Origin of the sequence: Acinetobacter sp. HZNU-JH01 (assembly GCF_037996845.1) — a bacterium.
Lineage (GTDB): Bacteria > Pseudomonadota > Gammaproteobacteria > Pseudomonadales > Moraxellaceae > Acinetobacter > Acinetobacter haemolyticus.
Genome location: NZ_JBBMZX010000001.1, coordinates 2927606 through 2944832 on the forward strand (window position 1 = coordinate 2927606; position 17227 = coordinate 2944832).

Genomic DNA, 17227 nt, shown 5'->3' on the forward strand with positions numbered 1-17227 from the left:
GGAAGCTAAATAGCTTCCTTTTTTATTGGTTTCATTATGATCAAACGGTAATAAGATAGTGCTAATAAGACTGCGCCAACTGTGCTGAGGTAAATAAGTTTGGGTACAACGATAGAGGTGGGTACACCCATTTGATTGAGTTGAACGAACATTTGGACACCGTGTGTAGATGGTAAAGTCCATGCAAACCACTGCATCCATTCGGGCATAGCTGCGTGTGGCCATGCAGCACCAGTCAATAAGAATAAAGGAACTGAAGTAACGACAACCAAATGTCCAACGCGTTCAGGCATATCCACCAGCGAACCAAGTAACATACCAAGACCGATAACACAACTTACATAAATAGGAACTGCGAGGAGCATGCCCCAAAAATTTCCTCCATGTGGATATTCATATAGCCAAAATGTGAAACCATATAAATAAAGGCTACCTAAACCACTAATTGTAAGGATCGTTGCAAATATTGCCCAGAACTCCACGGGTTCAGCAGACCAGCCTTTTTCACGATAACTCGCAATGAGCATCGCTAAACCAAGCAAAATAGTTTGATGAATGATTAGGCTGGCAACAGCAGGGAAAATATAACTGCCATAACCTGATAAAGTATTAAATAACGGAATATCGTGGATTGGCAGCTCAATTTCAAATTGGGAGGCTTCGCCAAATTTTTCCAAATGCTCTTTTAGTGTATATTCGATCGAGGTCGCAAGACCTGTAGCAGCTTCTTTAGTTTGTAAAAAATATGCTGTACTGAGATAAAGCCCAATTCCTCCCATTTCCCCGCGTCTGAGGCTTTGACTCAGGTTTTCTGGAAGTAATAAGATCGCTTCAGCTTTTTGGTTTTTCACCATTTGTTCTGCTTCAAGGAAGTTCCCTGTGACAGCCTGTATCTGGATATGGGGGCTACTAGCAGTTTGACTAATAATTTTAGAGCTTAAAACACTTTGTTCTTCATCAACAATCACGATCGGAATATTTTCTGCAACTTGCGCTTTATAGGCAGTTGGATAGAAAAAGCTATACATGAGAATAGAGGCAATCAGTGTGGTAAACACTGAGTTATTCTTCACAATATTTTTGAAAGTTTGTTTGTAATAAAAGAAAAATGATTTCATGAGTGAATCTCCTGAACATTTTTCTTCAATAAACGAAGACTTAATAAGCTAAATATCACTGCAAAAACGAGCAGAATAATGAAAGGTATAACTGAAATAATGACATCGCTTCCAATCACCCATTGCTCAGTTTGTAATTTTGCGTAAGGGGTAAATGGAATAATCATTGACCATAATTGTGTAAATGCAGGAGCATTATTTAAGGGGAGTGTGACACCTGCGAAACTCATGGACGAGCCACCATATAGGGCGATAAAACCAAAACTTTTAGGCAGGTCTTTGGTGGCTAAGATAACGCTACTGCTCATCATGGCATAGGCAAAATAAAACACAAACTGAGCGATCAAAAGAAAGCTAAGTGAGCCTGCGATAAAATAGCCTTTGACTTGGGCGAGCCAGAACATCCAGCACCATGTCCAGAAACAGAAAATCAGCACATAAAGCAAAATTTTTCCAAAAAATCGAGAAACAATCTGTGTTGAACCTAGCCATTCTGCAAAGGTATGACGCTTAAATTCTTGCCCGATCGCGAACGCAATACAACAACACAGCAATAAATGGAGTACTGCAGGAACAATGAACGGTTCTAAAAATAGCTCATAACTCATGCTGGGGTTATATAGCATCGAGACTTTGACATGTGGCGTAGGGAATTCAGCATAAGGGATTTTATTTGCTAAATAACTATTACCTAAATAGTCGCCAATGGCATTGAGGGTACTACTTTGCATTGCTGAAGCAATGGTATTACCAATACTAAAAAAAGATTGGTTATACGCCATACTAATTTGAGCATTTTTCGCCTGAACAAGCCGTTGCTCCGCACCTTCAGGAATGAAAACAAAACCCCAAACCTGAGTACTATTAATCATATGTTCAACTTCGTCTTGACTTGAACTGATAGTCTTTACACTTAGACTTGGGTTAATACTGAGGTTATGAATGATTTGTCGGCTTAATTGGCTTTGATCTTGGTCAACAATGGCAATCGGTAAGTGCTCAGCTTTTCCAGCCGAAAGCATGCTGGTAAAAAAGATGATGATCAATAAAGGCATAATGATTGCCATAAATGCATCTACTTTATGGCATTTTAAATAACGCAACTCTCGAAGCATTGCAGCAAACATTGGTTATTTTGCCTCTTTAATTTTAAAAAGTACGCTCATTCCAACTTTAAGATCTGGAATAGATTGCTCAGGTACTAAGTGGAATTTAAAGCTGCGAATATCATAACCACCCGTTTGACGTGTGGTTTTAATGGTTGCAAAGTCTCCTTCAACATCAATGTTCTTCACTTTAAATGTGACTTTTTGATTCAGCGCAGGTACGAAACCATCTAAAGTTTTGTTTTGATATACACTTTCATACATATCTTCACGGACATTTAAACTGACCCACATCTCATGGTCTTCAATAATACTGACGACAGGCACACCAGTTGCGACTAACTCTGTTGGTTTGCCATAGGTTTTCGATACAGTACCGTCGACCGGTGAATAGAGCTTGGTTTCTTCTGTCAATGCATTTGCTTCTTTGACAGCAGCTTGTGCCATGGCGACTTGTGCATCGGCAGTTGATTTCTGTTGTTCGGTGCTACCACGTTTAGCGCGTGCATATTGTTGATATGACGCCTCAGCAGTTTCACGGGCAGAGGTTTGTGCCGCAAGCATCTCATCACGACGTTGACGAGAAATCACACCTTGTTGATAGAGGTTTTCACCTCGTTTATAGGTTGTTGCTGCAAGTTCTGCTTGTGTTTTTAAAGCTTGCCAGTTGGCATACAGAGTTTCAATATTTTCTTGTTGAGAACCACGATAAACGGTTGACTGGAATGCCATTGCACTTTGCAAGGCGGCTTGGGCTTGTTCTTTTTTGGCTTCAAGTTCGGGACTCACAAAGCGAATAAGCGCTTGCCCTTTTTTTACGGCTTGTCCTTCAGTTACATAAAATTCTTCGATACGACTAGGTACTTTGGTGCTGATGTGTATTGTTTCAGCTTCAACTCGTCCTTGTAATTCAACTGCTTGGGGTTGATATGCTTTCCATAAACCATATGCAATTAAGCCAAGCAAAATAAATACAATAATTAGACCAATAATTTTAGCTTTACCTTTCTGGGGTGGTTGCGCTGGTGGTTCCTGAGTATTTGATGGTGTAGCAGTCTCGTTAGTGTCAATTTGTTCTGTTGAAGATGCTTGCTCATTTACGACGTTAGTCGTTTGCGTTTCATCCGCTTTTGCCACGTTATCTGTATCGCGTTCTGAATTGGATGATGATTGATTTTGGCTCATAAATGTCTCCAATTAACGGATAAAATCAGTACGTGGTTGATTAACATAGAGCTTGAACTCGTCAATCGAGCCATAGCTTTGTAATAGGGTTGCTAAAGATAAAATATATTTATATGCATTGATTGCCATTTCACTTCTCAATGCATTCAATGCATTTTGTGCATCGATGACTTGAGTTGCAGTTCCCATACCTTCCTTAAAGGAAAGTTGTTGAATACGTAGATTCTCTTGTGCTGCTTTGGTGTTTTGTGTCAATAGTTGGTGGCTGGTTTGCGAAGCATTCAATTCGCTATAGGATTTGTACAGCACATTTTCAATTTCTTGCTTGGTACGTTCTGTCATGAGTTCTGCCGCATAACGTTTTAGTTCTGCTGCATGTACGTTTTTATTTTTATCGACACCAGAGAATAAATTGTATTTTGCCATAACGCCAATGATCCAATTTTCTTTCTCATCTAAACCATATTCACCAAAAGCAAAGACACTTGGCTTTTTAGCTGCTTGCTGAATTCGGACATTTTCATTGGCTAGCTGTGTGTCCATTTGCAGTTTTTTGATGAGGCTTGAATTTTGGTCGTAGTTTGCAAGTAGCTTATCTAATGAATGATTTTGATCTGTATTTACGAATAGGGGAGTGCTGAGATTTAATGGCGCTTTAGTTTGCAATAAATTTTGTAAACTAAACTGACTCGCTTGTAGATTCGATTGTGCATTTTGATAGGTACGTTGCGCATTATTACGAGCAACTTCAAATTGCATGCGTTGTCCTTTATTTATAAAACCCTGCTTTTCTAACTTTAATGCATTGTCATAATGTTGTTGCATTGCATTTAGATTAAATAAACTGGTGCTTAATAATTGTTGCTGCAATTGCACATTAAAATAGGCCTGAATCATTTCAAAACGTTGAGAATCTTGTTGCTGTTTCTCACTGATGTCAGAACGCTTGGATTGAATACTGGCAATTTGTTTGGCGCTACTAATTTTTCCGCCTGTATAAAGTGGCATAACCATAGAAACAGATGTTCTCACATCATGATCTTTAATGGTGACATCTAAATTATTGGGTACTTTATTCAATCCATCACTGATGGTTTGATCAAAACCTTGGCTGACTTGATCGATGACTTCTGGTGGGAACACATTTTCCCATTGAGATAATTTGTCATCAAAACCGCGTGTGAGAGAATTTTCTAATCGACGCTTACTCGACTCTAAAGGAACACTCGTTTCACTATGAAAAGAATAAGCTCGCGCATTTAAATCAATGCGTGGAAGCCCTAAATGTTTGACTGCCTCCATCTCTAAGCGTGATGCTTGTTGAAGTGCTTGTTGAGCTTGAGTTGAATAAGCATTTTCAACGACAAATTGCTCTGCTTCACTATAGCTGAGTGTCTGAGCAAGTGTAGATGTAGAAAATAAGGCATAACTGATTAAACTAATACAGAGACTTAGCTGTTTTGGAAACCGTTTGACCTTAAAACTCGGTCGATTATGTCGTTTCAACATTATGGTATGTCGCACTTTAATAATATCCTGAGTGAGTCTAAATTCTTTTTATAAAATTAAAATAATATGTTTTTAATTAAATAGTTATATTGCCGATGTTGGTGTATCAAATTTGTAAAAAGTAGAGTTTTTAATCTAAATATATTTCCCGAAAATTAGATAATTTGCTCATAAATAAATAGAAACGGTTGTTGTTAAAATCAGTCAAATACCCAAAGATGATTGAAATATTTATTGGATAAGCTGCTGCAAGCTACGTCAATCTGTGCTTAAATTCCTATCTCAATTTGTTTCACTTTGACAAGGGAAAATTCATGCGTGCTTATAATTTCTGCGCTGGTCCTGCTGCATTACCTACTGTCGTTTTAGAAAAAGCTCAACAAGAAATGTTGGATTGGCAGGGTAAGGGGCTGTCGATCATGGAAATGAGTCATCGTAGCAATGATTATGTTGCTGTTGCGGAAAAGGCGGAAGCTGATTTACGCAAACTCATGAATATTCCTGAGAATTATAAAGTGCTGTTCTTACAAGGTGGCGCATCTCTCCAATTCTCGGCGATCCCGCTCAACTTGTTGGGTAAGAATAACAAAGCTGATTATATCCATACTGGAATTTGGTCTGAGAAGGCATTAAAAGAAGCAAAGCGCTACGGCGATGTAAATGTTGTCGATGCGGCCACTTTGATTGATGGCAAACATGCAATCACAGAACAAAGTACTTGGAATCTTTCAAATGATGCAGCATATGTGCATTATGCTGATAATGAAACCATTGGTGGTTTACAGTTCGCAGATGTTCCAAATGTAACCGCGCCGTTGGTTTGTGATTATTCTTCTAGTATTTTGTCTGCACCCGTAGATGTAAATAAATTTGGACTCATTTATGCGGGCGCACAAAAGAATATTGGTCCTGCTGGATTAACTATTGTGATTATCCGTGATGATTTGTTGGATCAAGCAAAACCAGAAATTCCAAGCATTCTAAAATATGCAGACCAAGCCAAGAATGGCTCTATGGTGAATACACCAGCAACTTATGCTTGGTATTTGGCTGGTTTGGTTTTTGAATGGTTGCTAGACCAGGGTGGGGTAGATGCGATTCATAAAGTGAATCAAGAAAAAGCAAAACTACTTTACGGTTATATTGATGCTAGCGATTTCTATAATAACCCGATTGCAGTAGCAAATCGTTCAATGATGAATGTTCCTTTCACTTTGGCAGATGAGGCACTGGAAAAAACCTTCTTGAAAGAAGCTGAAGAAAATCATCTGCTTAATTTGGCAGGACATCGTTCAGTGGGTGGTATGCGTGCAAGTATCTATAATGCTGTGCCATTGGAAGGTGTACAAGCACTCGTGAGCTTTATGGATGAGTTTGCTAAACGTCATGGTTAAGTAATAAAACTTATTTAAAATAAAAGCCCTCAGAATTGAGGGCTTTTATTTTATGTTACGAATATGGTCAAAAATTAGAACAAGCCAACTTGATGAAAAATAAGTGCTGCTAAAAACATACCCAGTAGAAAAAAGCAATAAGCACCAACATCAAGTTTAAGACCTTGATCACTTGAATGAATAAGACTGGTGGTCGTTTGTTCTGGTATAATTTTCATTAGAACGCCTAAAATGCCATTTATGTGATTTTTTGTCACTTTAAAGCATTTTTAGCATAAATATTGGCCTGAATCCATAGGTTGCCACGAATATATTCGCCAATGTTAAAGTTTTTATACAAATCATTTTTAGTTGCGATGCGAATAAGGATTGCAGGTAAATCATCTTCTAAAACTAAAGTGACATCATAAAGGGTATATTCATCTTGCATAAACTGCGTAGTGGTTTTACCAACAATATTACCTTGGAACCAAGCTTCATCTTCTTGACCTAATGTTTCTCCAAATAAATAGGCAACCATTTTAGAAAAGTCGACAGTCACAGGTTCTTGATCTTCTGGTGTTTTTGGTTCCCACTCATTAATAAGCTCCTGTAAGTTTTCAGGTGCAATCCCATTATGTTCTGCAAGAATTGCATTTAATGCTCGGTGGTGTTTAATTGATGCTGGATCATCAACAATGATTTTCTCGTCTTTGGAAACGGTTTCTAGTTCATATGCCCAAGCATTAAATTGAACTTGATAACTGTGGTTTTTGTCATATTGGCAGCGATTTACACTAAACAAATTATCAAATGCATAAATCACCGTATTTTTATTTAAGTTCAAACGTAACACGGCTTGAGTTGCAGAATCACAGGTAATAATTCGTTCGATCTGTGCATCATATTTATACGGGCTCTCAAAACTCGGAAATGCTGTTTTTAATGCACGAGGTTTTTGATCTTCAACGGCAATGATTTGGTTGATTGAAATACCCTGATGACTTGGCCCACGAATTAACCAAAATGATTGATCCATTTCCTGTTCATTTTCACAGAGTCCCATCGGCATGATCGGTGCATCAAGTGCCAATCCTAACCATTTGGGAACATCCGTTTCGGGCGTATCTGTTAACAGATTCCAATGCTCAGCATGATTACCGAAATTTTGATCTTGAATAGTAATGGTTTCTGGACTGTTTTGATTTTTCATAAAGCACGATGCAAAAAGATTGAACTTAATCTATTTAATCGAGGGTAACTGCTATATTTCAAGTCTGGATATGTAATTCTACAAAAATTAATTTATTTTGATCTTAATCCGACAAAATAGTGAAATGCTAAGATTAGCCACTGATCTTAACTCTACTTTTCTTGTAATCTGCTAAACTATATTTTTATTCTTGAGAGCGCTTGTCAACGTGCTGCCATTTAAATTATGGGTAGATGCGGATGCTTTACCAAAGATTTTACGTGAAGTGATTTTACGCGCATCGGATCGTTATCAACTCGAAGTTACTTTCGTCGCCAATCAAAATGTAGGGATTACACCCTCAATCAGAATTAAATCTATTCAAGTGATGAGTGGGGCAGATCGCGCCGATCAAGAAATTGTAGATCGTATGCAAGCGCACGATATTGTCATTACACAAGATATTCCGCTTGCAGCACAAGTGATTGAGAAGGGTGGAATTGCAATTCATCCTCGAGGTGAAATTTATACCACTGCAAATGTCAAAGCTCGATTACATTTACGTGATTTTATGGATACCTTGCGTGGTGCTGGAGTACAAACAGGTGGTCCACCTCCAATTTCTGAGCGAGATAAACGCGAATTTTCGAGTGCTTTAGACCAAACAATACTAAAACAAAAACGCAAAACCGCGTGTTGAGCAATCTATGCCATCTCGTCTTAACTTAATGCTGACTTATGGGTTGTTGGTCTTTATTTGGGCTTCAACACCTTTAGCGATTGTTTGGAGTGTCTCTGATCTTCATCCAATGTGGGCATTACTGTTACGTTTTTTGATTGCGTTGCCATTGGCAATTACAGTTCTACTTTGTTTAAACGTAAAATTTCCCATGCATAAGTTGGCGTGGTTAAGCTATGTTGCAGGGTCACTCAGTTTGATTGGTTCGCAAATTTTTACTTATGCAGCTACGGCTTATCTAAGCTCAGGTTTGATTGCATTAATGTTTGGCCTAGCGCCGATTATGGCGGGTTTAATTGGACGATTTGGTTTTCAACAAAAATTAGCAACGCTACAATGGTTGGGGATGGGGACGTCAATTATTGGGTTAACGATGATCTGTCTGAGTGGGAATCAAAAACATGTACAACCGCTTGGAATCTTATTGATGTTACTCAGTGTTTTTTCTTACTCACTCTCTATCTTTTGGGTGAAAAAGATCAATGCGATTGTACAGCCCATGGCACAGGCAACAGGTTCGATATTCGTTTCGACATTTTTTGCCTTGTTATTACTGCCTTGGATCTGGCAATTTGCACCTACAGAGATTCCATCTGCAAAATCGTTATTGGCGTTGACTTATACGGTAATCATGGCTTCGTTAATTGCAATGTTTTGTTATTTCAAACTGGTTCAAAACCTACAAGCAACGACATTATCTTTAACCACAGTAATGACACCGATGCTTGCGATTTTGATAGGTGCCTATCTCAATCATGAACAATTATCAGCACAGGTTTTTGTGGGTGCTAGTATTATTTTGTTTGGCTTATTGCTTTATTTTTATAAAGATTTAAGAACACACAAGCGACTAAGCACTTGAGTTTAATCTTTTAATTAGCTATTGATTTCATCCCGTTGCGCTTGTTGAATACTAGCTGCAAGTTTTGCACGGTCTTGTGGATTTAAAGTAATAAAATACGCACCGATGCGGAATTTACCTTGTTCATCTGCGGTACTATGTGCAACCTGTGCAGTTGCAGCAATATGAAAATAGTTCTCAGGATGGCTCAAGGTAATATGAATATAAGTCCCGTCGTTAATATCCTGGGCGCTAAAGAAACTTAAACCATTTTCCGAAAAATTGACTTGTTCAGGTACAGGCAATTGAGATTGTACGATATTGTCGTAAAAAGAACCTGTAATCAGATTTAATTTTTGATTAAAAAGGGATAAGATGCGAGCAATTTGTTGATCTTTTTCATTTAATTGTTCTAATTCGTAGCGAAATGCATGATCAAATTGATCTAATTCAGCAAGTAGTAGAAAATAGCGCGGTAATACAAAATGAGAGTCATACGGATCATTCAGTGCAACATCATCTGGAATGATTTGATAGTTGATTCTCAACACAGCATCAATACGAGACATCACGCGACGTTCAGTGTTGTCGTCAACAAGATGATGTTGTGCATTTTCCATAATAAATCACCTCGGACTAGATGGTATGTTTAAGCCAATCTCGCTGTATATAGGGTTGAGATACACTCGTGCTCGGCGGAGTAATCATTTTATTTCTTTTATCGCCTTGGTTTCCATGATTGGTTTGACTCTCGGCGTTGCTGTTCTCATTACAGTTTTATCTGTTATGAATGGTTTTGATCGAGAATTAAAAACTCGTGTCCTCGGAATGGTACCACAAGCTACTGTTTCTTCTACTCAAATTTTAACAGATTGGCCAGAACTTGCAAAAAAAGTTGAGAGTCATCCACATGTCACGGGTGTAGCACCTTTCACTCAATTGCAGGGGATGTTGACTGCTCATGGGCAGGTCGCGGGGATTATGGTCACGGGTATAGAACCAGAATATGAAAAACAGGTTTCAATTATCCAAAATCATATGGTGACAGGTGACTTAAATGCCTTACAAAAGGGTGAGTTTGGTATTGTTCTTGGAAAGGACATGACTGATGCACTTGGTTTGGGGCTAAATGACAATGTTACTTTGGTTCTTCCTGAAGCAACACCATCACCTGCTGGTGTGGTACCGCGTTTTAAACGTTTCAAGATTGTCGGTATCTTTAGTGTGGGTGCAGAAGTAGACTCAATGGTAGGTTATATTGCGTTGAACGATGCTTCAACTTTATTACGTTTACCAGATGGTGCACAGGGTATTCGTTTAAAGTTAGATAATATTTTTGCAGCGCCTAAAGTAGCAAATGAAATAGTTAGTGAATTACCGAGCAATTTTTACGCATCTAATTGGACATATACCCACGGCAATCTGTTCAATGCGATTCAAATGGAAAAAACCTTAGTCGGTTTGCTTCTATTCCTCATTATTGTTGTCGCGGCATTTAATATTGTTTCATCTTTGGTGATGGTGGTTACTGATAAGAAATCAGATATCGCTATTCTAAGGACTCTCGGTGCTTCACCGTCTATGATTACTAAAATTTTCATGGTGCAGGGTACTGTCATTGGTGTCATTGGGACAATTGCAGGGACAATTTTAGGGGTGACTTTAGCATTGACTATTAGTGACATCATTTCTTGGTTTAATACTGTTTTAGGGTTAAATCTATTTGATGCATATTTTGTTCATTACTTACCGTCATATCTCAGATGGCAAGATGTGGTTGTGATCGTGATCGTGTCACTATTATTAAGTTTCTTGGCAACGATTTACCCTGCATTACGTGCAGCTAAAGTTCAACCTGCTGAGGCGCTGCGTTATGAGTAAGATTGTTTTAGAAGCTAAAGAAATTTATAAGCATTTTGATGATGGCAAAAGTAAAGTTGAAGTCATCAAAGGTTTATCACTTCAAGTAAATGCGGGTGAGTTTGTCTCAATTGTTGGAGCGAGTGGCTCGGGTAAGAGTACTTTATTGCATGTTTTGGGTGGCTTAGAGCAACCTTCACAAGGTCAAGTATTCTTGCAAGGACAGCGTTTCGATAATTTGGGTGAAGCCGATCGTGGTTTCAAACGGAATCAATATTTAGGTTTTGTGTATCAATTCCATCATTTGTTACCTGAATTTTCAGCCTTAGAAAATGTAGCGATGCCACTGATGTTCCGTGGTGATGTGCAATATAAGTCTGCTAAAGCTCAAGCAGAGTATTTATTGGACCGCGTGGGTTTGTCACATCGTATGGAACATAAGCCTGGTGAGTTATCTGGTGGTGAACGTCAACGTGTGGCACTTGCTCGTGCTTTGGTGACTAAGCCCGCTGTTATACTCGCAGATGAACCAACAGGTAACTTGGATCGGAAAACAGCATTGAGTGTTTTTGAATTATTGACGGACTTGAAAAATGAACTCAATATGGCGATGTTAATTGTGACCCATGATGAGCAATTGGCACAATCGGCAGATTCAATTTTACATATGCAAGATGGTTTATGGATTGAACAACCATAAATTATTGATTCTAGCTCTTGTTAAAGCCCTGAAAAAGGGCTTTAATTTTGCCCACAGAAAAATCAAAATTAAATTCATCATTGATGCTAAAAATTATTTTATTGGGGTGGGTTGCGGGTATCGCACTTATGGGAATGCATTTCCCGATCATTACATCTACATGGTGGCTTTGGCTGATTATTGCATTCGCGATCTTTGGTTTCGGATTTTATTGGAAAAAGCAGTATTTTCATTACCCTATTTATAAAGCCTTATTTTTAGTCAGTGCGACTTGGGCATTATTTTGCACAGGTTATCATTATGCTGATATTCAATTACAACAACGTCTTATTTTTAAAGAACAAAATGTTGAAACATTTGAAGCCATTGTTTATATCAAAAAGATCAGTGAACTGAATGAAAATGGCGAGAAACAAGTTGCTGAGGTTTTGAATCGACATGCACAAAGTGTGAATTGGTTTCTTCATTTAAGAAAAGAAAAAGACACATCTAAAGTAGAACCAGAATTTCAATTGGGTCATTACTATCGTGTATCTGGGCAAATTCGACCCGCCCATAGTTATGCCGTCCCTGGTGCATTCGATCTGGAAAAATGGTTTTTACAACAAAATGTGCAGTCGGGATTTTCTGTACGAAATATTCAACCTATTCATGAAGATGAACTCTATCAGCTGGGTTATCATCATCATGTTCAGCAACAACAATCTCATTGGGCCATATTCTTATTAGCTGTTGAAAAAAAGCGTCTGGCTTTTCGACAAATGCTACAGGCATCAGCATTCCAACATAAAGGGTTGCTATTGGCTTTGCTCACAGGGGATGAGAGTCTGTTATCTGATGCCGTAAAACAACAATTTCAACACCTTGGGATTTCACATTTATTGGCTATTTCTGGACCACATGTGTTGGTATTTGCATTGATACTGACTTGGTCATTACAAAAGTTGATTCAGCGCTACTGCCCAAGCATCTATTTGAAGCAACCTCGACAATTACTACTATTGTTGCCCTTTATCTTTAGTGTCTTGCTATATGTGGCATTTGTTGGGTTTGAAATTCCAGCAATGAGAACATTATTAACCGTTAGCATTGTCAGTACTTTTATGTGCTTAAGACAGTCGATTCAGGCATTTAGTGTGTTGGTTTATAGTGCGAGCTTATTGTTAGTTTTAGATCCATTTAGCATTTTATCTGCTGCATTTTGGTTATCTTATGGCGCCTGTTTTATTTTGATAAGAATCTATCAGACGATTATACAGTTACCACAAAATGTAAATTTAACATTTAAACGAAAAATGATCTGGGGCAGTCATATTCTGATTGAATCGCAATGGAAAATTTTTGTCGCGTTATTGCCTTTGGTTTTGATTTTCTTTCAGCAAGTTTCATGGTTTGCCCCCTTAACTAATCTTATTGCTATCCCATCGTTAGGTGCTTGTATTGTTCCTTTAGATATTCTAGCTGCATGTGTGTGGTTAATTATTCCTACATTAGGGCAGTGGTTATTTCAAATGAATGATGTGTTTTTGTCATTCTTGATGCTGATTTTAGATGTACTTCAATCGATTTCGCCGCAGTTGTATGGGATAAGTTTCACCCCTTGGATGATGGTGAGTTTAATTATCGGTATTTTTCTATTGTTTTTGCCTAGAGGTATTGTTCCAAAGTTTTGGGCTGCTGTCTGTTTCTTACCGATATTATGGGGTGTAAAAGCTCAACCCGAAGCATTGCACGTATTAGATGTTGGTCAAGGACAAGCCGTCTTAGTACAACATACCAAAGGTAATCTCCTGATTGATACTGGTGGATCATTTGACGAAGCCAAATTCAGTATGGGGGAGCGAGTGGTTATTCCTTTTCTACGTCAGCAAGGTATTCGGCGATTGGAACACGTTGTGTTATCTCATTTGGATCAAGATCATAGTGGAGCATTTACGTCGATTCAGAATAGTTTTGAAATTGATTTGGTTCAATCGAATGAAAAGCATGAAAAAATGCAATTTAAGGAGAATTTTTCATTTTGCCAACAAGGACAACAGTGGTTATTTCCAAACATCAACATCCAAATTTTATTTCCTCGAGCCAATGAATTGAGCTATGCGAAATATCAGAAAAATGAATATTCTTGTGTGCTCTATGTGCAATTTTTAGATGCTCAACCTTATCAGAACTTTTTGATTATGGGGGATGCAGGCTGGGAAACCGAATATAAATTGTTACAGCAGTATCCAGATTTAAAAGTCGATGTGTTAATTCTTGGTCATCATGGCAGTAAGCATAGCTCTGCTTACGAATTTTTGGCAACCCTCCAGCCCAAACTTACAATTGCTTCTGCGGGATTTAATAATCGTTACGGACATCCCAGTCAGGAGGTTTTGAAGCGATTGCAGCACTTAAATATTCCAATATTAAATACAGCAGATGCGGGTACGATTAGCTTTATGATGAATAATCATAATGGGGTGTTGCTACAGCATCGACAAAAAAGAAAATGGCTATCCAAAAAAAATAGCCTAAGTAATTGATGCTTGCTGAGTTAAATGGCGAACTTCTGCAACTTTGGCTAATGCTTGATTTTCATCTATATCGTAAATTCTTTTTAATTCTTGATTGGCACTAAAGCGTTTGTAACTCCAGTGATAATGATCAGGATAGCGTTTAATTAATTGTTCTAAAGTCTGATGAATAATTAATGTTCCATCTTCGGCACTACCTTGGTAAATTTGAGGTTCAATCGGCTCAATATACATATCAAAGCCATCTTGATCATTACGCATTGTATAAATGAGTAGTGCCTTTGCCTTAGTTTTTTGAATTAACTTTGCACTCAAACTACTTGAAGCGAGAGGAATACCAAAATAATTGATCATTTCTCCGCCATGATCAGGCGTGTGATCAGGTAGGATAGCAGTTGTGCCGCCTTGTTTTAATGCTTTAAAGATTTGACGAACGCCACTTTCATCTGTTGGTACTAGATGTGCCTGTTCACGACTGCGTGCTTCTCGCACAAAACGATCTGCATCAGGATTTTTAACAGGTTTGTAGAGAATCGTCATTTCTGTGTATTGAGAAAGCCAGGCATTCATGACTTCCCAAGTTCCGAAATGTGGAACGATCAAAACAATTCCTTTTTTTTCTGCTAAAGCATCATGTAAATATTGCTCACCAGATACATTTTGAATGCGTTGAATATTTCTTTGATTAGAAGAACCCCAAATACTTAAAAATTCAAAGTATGAGGTTAATTCATTTTGAATTGCTTTTTTGGTCAACTGTTGTCGTTGCTGTAGATCCATATTCGGGAAAGCAATCTGTATATTCAAACCAATAATTTTTGATATCTTAGAAAGTTGAAAACTCGTGAGAAATCCAGCAAGCATACGTGCAAAGAAACGTCCTAGTTGAATCGGCTGGCGACTCAGAAATTTGATTAGACGGTAACTAGTGTTGCTAGATTTTGATTGAGCCATGTATTTTAAATGCGAAAAATTACAAAGTGAGAGTATAAGGTAAAAAATAATTATAAGTTAAAATAAGTTATTTAAACAGTTTTGCTCAAATCAGCGTATATAATAAAGCCACTTTTAAAATATATTGGATTGGAGTCTTATGTCCGATTGGCCACCAAAACCACAAAATGAACCCACAAATCCGAATAATGTGACAGGCAAAGAATGGCAGATTTTAGAAAAGGCCGTATTGGCTTCTGTCGAAGAGCAGCGTCGAAGCCGACGTTGGAGTATCTTTTTTAAATTCCTAGGTTTTGCATATTTACTTTTCGTGTTGATTGCAATGGGTAAAGGGTGTTCGACGTCTTCGACGAAAACAACGACCAATATTACCAGTGATCATTTGGCAGTTGTGGATATTATTGGAACGATCGACTCTTCCAGCGGTTCTTCTACTGTAAACAGTGATGATACAAATAAGGCACTCAAACGTGCTTTTGAGGCAAGCGGTAGTAAAGCAGTTGCTTTGAATATCAACTCACCAGGTGGCTCTCCTGTGCAATCTGATGAAATTTGGCAAGAAATCCGTTACCTTAAGAAACAACATCCTGATAAGAAGGTCTATGCTGTGATTGGTGATATGGGTGCTTCGGGTGCTTATTATATTGCTTCAGCAGCAGATGAGATTATTGTCAATCCATCGAGTTTGGTGGGATCAATCGGTGTCATTATGCCTAACTATGGTTTAAGTGGGTTAGCTCAAAAGCTCGGAATAGAGGACCGTACCTTAACTTCGGGTAGTAATAAAGATATTTTGAGTATGACTAAACCGCTTGATCCAGCACAAAAACAGCATGTGCAATCAGTATTGGATAATGTACATGCTCATTTTATTAATGCGGTTAAAGAAGGTCGTGGCAAACGTTTGAAATCGAATGATCCTGCGATTTTCTCAGGTCTATTTTGGACAGGTGAACAGGCAGTTGCCTTAGGTGTCGCGGACCGTAGTGGTAGTATGACGACATTAATGCGTGATCTAAATGTGAGTCAAAAAGTTGATTATACTGTTCAGCGTAATCCTTTCGAGTCTATTTTAGGGCGTATGGGGGCAAAGATCGGCGAGGGAATTAGTAGTTCGCTTGCAGATCAACTTCAGACTCAACAAAACACAAAAATACAATAACGCCGCTAAAATATTTTAATCTTCAGGGCTGTACTTCATTGCAGCCCTAGTTTTTTCAAAAATAACTACTCAGTTCTTCCTTTTTGGTTGCTACACTGTTTAAGTGGAAGATACTTTATCAATCTATACGCTTAAAAAAGACTGTTATGAAACCTATTATTCATTTTGCCCATGCCAATGGGGTTCCATCTAAAGTTTATCAAAAGCTTTTTCAGCAATTGGAAGATCAATACGACATTATTTATGTTGCTGAGATAGGAACAGATAAGCGTTATCCCATCACAGATGGCTGGTCACATTTGGTAGACCAAGTAATTGATAGTGTTGTGCAACAAGCACAAGGGCGACAGGTGATTGGTTTAGGACATTCTTTAGGTTCGGTGCTGACATTGATGGCAGCTTATCGTCGTCCTGAGTTATTTTCTCAAGTGATTATGCTGGATCCACCTTTAATTATTGGTAAGGCTTCTTTTGTTTTTCATCTGGCTAAAATTTTTAAGCCTAAACTAGTCGACAAGATCACTCCAGCGGGTCTATCGGCTCGCCGTCGAGATCATTGGGAGTCACGTGAACAGGCTGCTGAATTGCTTGGTTCAAGAGGTTTCTACCAACATTTTGATCCCGACTGTTTTCAAGCGTATATTGACTATGCATTAACCAATGATCCACAACGAGGTGGGGTGACATTGACGATTCCCAAAGCGGATGAAGTTGGATTATTTAGAACTACACCTTCGATGTGGTGGTTGCCGATGCCCAAACCGCCTGTTCCAGTCCATTTAGTGGTTGGTCGTGACAGTGTTTTCTTAAAAGAAAAATTTCCTCAAGTTGCACAAAAGAAATTGGGAATCCCTTTTTCTGTGGTTGAGGGTGGCCATATGTTCCCCTTAGAACATCCATTGGAAACGGTAGATAAGGTCAAAAGCTTAATTGTTAAGAGATAATGGACAGCATTAACCAGCAAATCGAAAT

Annotated in this window: 16 protein-coding genes; 8 read left to right on the forward strand and 8 right to left on the reverse strand. The window is 38.3% G+C overall.

Going from position 1 to position 17227, the window contains the following annotated elements:
* Positions 1 to 5 precede the first annotated feature (5 nt).
* From AAC851_RS13795 to AAC851_RS13810, 4 genes are read right to left on the reverse strand one after another with little or no spacing between them, the layout of a single operon-like run.
* On the reverse strand, positions 6 to 1118 hold the full coding sequence (locus tag AAC851_RS13795) for an ABC transporter permease (protein WP_340600972.1): 1113 nt from the start codon (positions 1116 to 1118) through the stop codon (positions 6 to 8).
* A complete protein-coding gene (locus tag AAC851_RS13800; protein ID WP_160126968.1) occupies positions 1115 to 2245 on the reverse strand; it encodes an ABC transporter permease in 1131 nt (376 codons plus the stop codon). Before AAC851_RS13800 ends, AAC851_RS13795 begins: the two co-directional genes overlap by 4 nt.
* Before the next feature lie 3 nt (positions 2246 to 2248).
* Positions 2249 to 3409, reverse strand: coding sequence for an HlyD family secretion protein (locus AAC851_RS13805; protein ID WP_125501035.1), 1161 nt, complete (start codon positions 3407 to 3409; stop codon positions 2249 to 2251).
* Between the two features lie 12 nt (positions 3410 to 3421).
* Complete coding sequence (locus AAC851_RS13810; protein WP_340601048.1) at positions 3422 to 4918, reverse strand: TolC family protein; 1497 nt, start codon at positions 4916 to 4918, stop codon at positions 3422 to 3424.
* A gap of 314 nt (positions 4919 to 5232) precedes the next feature.
* Between AAC851_RS13810 and serC the strand changes: the two genes are divergently transcribed.
* Positions 5233 to 6312 carry a 3-phosphoserine/phosphohydroxythreonine transaminase gene (serC, locus tag AAC851_RS13815; RefSeq protein WP_340600973.1) on the forward strand — a complete coding sequence of 360 codons (1080 nt, stop codon included), beginning with the start codon at positions 5233 to 5235 and terminating at the stop codon, positions 6310 to 6312.
* Positions 6313 to 6386: 74 nt separating this feature from the next.
* On the opposite strand, the gene AAC851_RS13820 is transcribed toward serC, so the two are convergent.
* Together AAC851_RS13820 and AAC851_RS13825 are read right to left on the reverse strand one after the other, a co-directional pair.
* Positions 6387 to 6530: a hypothetical protein gene (locus AAC851_RS13820; RefSeq protein ID WP_004757630.1), complete on the reverse strand. Its 144-nt coding sequence runs from the start codon at positions 6528 to 6530 to the stop codon at positions 6387 to 6389.
* Between the two features lie 35 nt (positions 6531 to 6565).
* Entirely contained in the window at positions 6566 to 7504 is a 939-nt protein-coding gene (locus tag AAC851_RS13825; protein ID WP_017395188.1) for a hypothetical protein, read from the reverse strand.
* A gap of 208 nt (positions 7505 to 7712) precedes the next feature.
* On the opposite strand from AAC851_RS13825, the gene AAC851_RS13830 reads away from it, so the two are divergent.
* Together AAC851_RS13830 and AAC851_RS13835 are read left to right on the forward strand one after the other, a co-directional pair.
* Positions 7713 to 8183, forward strand: a complete 471-nt coding sequence (locus AAC851_RS13830; protein ID WP_004640146.1) for a YaiI/YqxD family protein — start codon at positions 7713 to 7715, stop codon at positions 8181 to 8183.
* A gap of 7 nt (positions 8184 to 8190) precedes the next feature.
* Positions 8191 to 9084, forward strand: a complete 894-nt coding sequence (locus AAC851_RS13835; protein WP_017395187.1) for a DMT family transporter — start codon at positions 8191 to 8193, stop codon at positions 9082 to 9084.
* 14 nt (positions 9085 to 9098) lie between these two features.
* Here AAC851_RS13835 and AAC851_RS13840 read toward each other — a convergent pair whose 3' ends face one another.
* Complete coding sequence (locus AAC851_RS13840) at positions 9099 to 9683, reverse strand: PilZ domain-containing protein (protein ID WP_340600974.1); 585 nt, start codon at positions 9681 to 9683, stop codon at positions 9099 to 9101.
* A 25-nt stretch (positions 9684 to 9708) separates the two neighbouring features.
* Between AAC851_RS13840 and AAC851_RS13845 the strand changes: the two genes are divergently transcribed.
* From AAC851_RS13845 to AAC851_RS13855, 3 genes are all read left to right on the forward strand, one after another.
* Complete coding sequence (locus AAC851_RS13845) at positions 9709 to 10944, forward strand: lipoprotein-releasing ABC transporter permease subunit (RefSeq protein WP_005084477.1); 1236 nt, start codon at positions 9709 to 9711, stop codon at positions 10942 to 10944.
* The gene (gene lolD, locus AAC851_RS13850) at positions 10937 to 11623 is read left to right on the forward strand and encodes a lipoprotein-releasing ABC transporter ATP-binding protein LolD (protein WP_340600975.1); all 687 of its coding nucleotides are present in this window, start codon (positions 10937 to 10939) and stop codon (positions 11621 to 11623) included. The genes AAC851_RS13845 and lolD overlap by 8 nt, the downstream gene beginning before the upstream one ends.
* An 83-nt stretch (positions 11624 to 11706) precedes the next feature.
* On the forward strand, positions 11707 to 14148 hold the full coding sequence (locus AAC851_RS13855) for a DNA internalization-related competence protein ComEC/Rec2 (RefSeq protein WP_340600976.1): 2442 nt from the start codon (positions 11707 to 11709) through the stop codon (positions 14146 to 14148).
* Here the strand turns inward: AAC851_RS13855 and AAC851_RS13860 are convergent.
* The gene (locus AAC851_RS13860; RefSeq protein ID WP_004640133.1) at positions 14137 to 15093 is read right to left on the reverse strand and encodes a lysophospholipid acyltransferase family protein; all 957 of its coding nucleotides are present in this window, start codon (positions 15091 to 15093) and stop codon (positions 14137 to 14139) included. The genes AAC851_RS13855 and AAC851_RS13860 overlap by 12 nt on opposite strands.
* 139 nt (positions 15094 to 15232) lie before the next feature.
* Between AAC851_RS13860 and sppA the strand changes: the two genes are divergently transcribed.
* Positions 15233 to 16255, forward strand: a complete 1023-nt coding sequence (gene sppA / locus AAC851_RS13865; protein ID WP_340600977.1) for a signal peptide peptidase SppA — start codon at positions 15233 to 15235, stop codon at positions 16253 to 16255.
* A gap of 146 nt (positions 16256 to 16401) precedes the next feature.
* Entirely contained in the window at positions 16402 to 17199 is a 798-nt protein-coding gene (locus tag AAC851_RS13870; protein WP_005084488.1) for an alpha/beta fold hydrolase, read from the forward strand.
* Positions 17200 to 17227 lie beyond the last annotated feature (28 nt).

What these genes read in the sequence shown, in the direction of transcription:
- AAC851_RS13795 (WP_340600972.1), bottom strand. Translation starts at nt 1,118, where the DNA reads ATGAAATCATTTTTCTTTTATTACAAACAAACTTTCAAAAATATTGTG.
- AAC851_RS13800 (WP_160126968.1), bottom strand. Translation starts at nt 2,245, where the DNA reads ATGTTTGCTGCAATGCTTCGAGAGTTGCGTTATTTAAAATGCCATAAA.
- AAC851_RS13805 (WP_125501035.1), bottom strand. Translation starts at nt 3,409, where the DNA reads ATGAGCCAAAATCAATCATCATCCAATTCAGAACGCGATACAGATAAC.
- AAC851_RS13810 (WP_340601048.1), bottom strand. Translation starts at nt 4,918, where the DNA reads ATGTTGAAACGACATAATCGACCGAGTTTTAAGGTCAAACGGTTTCCA.
- serC (WP_340600973.1), top strand. Translation starts at nt 5,233, where the DNA reads ATGCGTGCTTATAATTTCTGCGCTGGTCCTGCTGCATTACCTACTGTC.
- AAC851_RS13820 (WP_004757630.1), bottom strand. Translation starts at nt 6,530, where the DNA reads ATGAAAATTATACCAGAACAAACGACCACCAGTCTTATTCATTCAAGT.
- AAC851_RS13825 (WP_017395188.1), bottom strand. Translation starts at nt 7,504, where the DNA reads ATGAAAAATCAAAACAGTCCAGAAACCATTACTATTCAAGATCAAAAT.
- AAC851_RS13835 (WP_017395187.1), top strand. Translation starts at nt 8,191, where the DNA reads ATGCCATCTCGTCTTAACTTAATGCTGACTTATGGGTTGTTGGTCTTT.
- AAC851_RS13840 (WP_340600974.1), bottom strand. Translation starts at nt 9,683, where the DNA reads ATGGAAAATGCACAACATCATCTTGTTGACGACAACACTGAACGTCGC.
- AAC851_RS13845 (WP_005084477.1), top strand. Translation starts at nt 9,709, where the DNA reads ATGTTTAAGCCAATCTCGCTGTATATAGGGTTGAGATACACTCGTGCT.
- lolD (WP_340600975.1), top strand. Translation starts at nt 10,937, where the DNA reads ATGAGTAAGATTGTTTTAGAAGCTAAAGAAATTTATAAGCATTTTGAT.
- AAC851_RS13855 (WP_340600976.1), top strand. Translation starts at nt 11,707, where the DNA reads ATGCTAAAAATTATTTTATTGGGGTGGGTTGCGGGTATCGCACTTATG.
- AAC851_RS13860 (WP_004640133.1), bottom strand. Translation starts at nt 15,093, where the DNA reads ATGGCTCAATCAAAATCTAGCAACACTAGTTACCGTCTAATCAAATTT.
- sppA (WP_340600977.1), top strand. Translation starts at nt 15,233, where the DNA reads ATGTCCGATTGGCCACCAAAACCACAAAATGAACCCACAAATCCGAAT.
- AAC851_RS13870 (WP_005084488.1), top strand. Translation starts at nt 16,402, where the DNA reads ATGAAACCTATTATTCATTTTGCCCATGCCAATGGGGTTCCATCTAAA.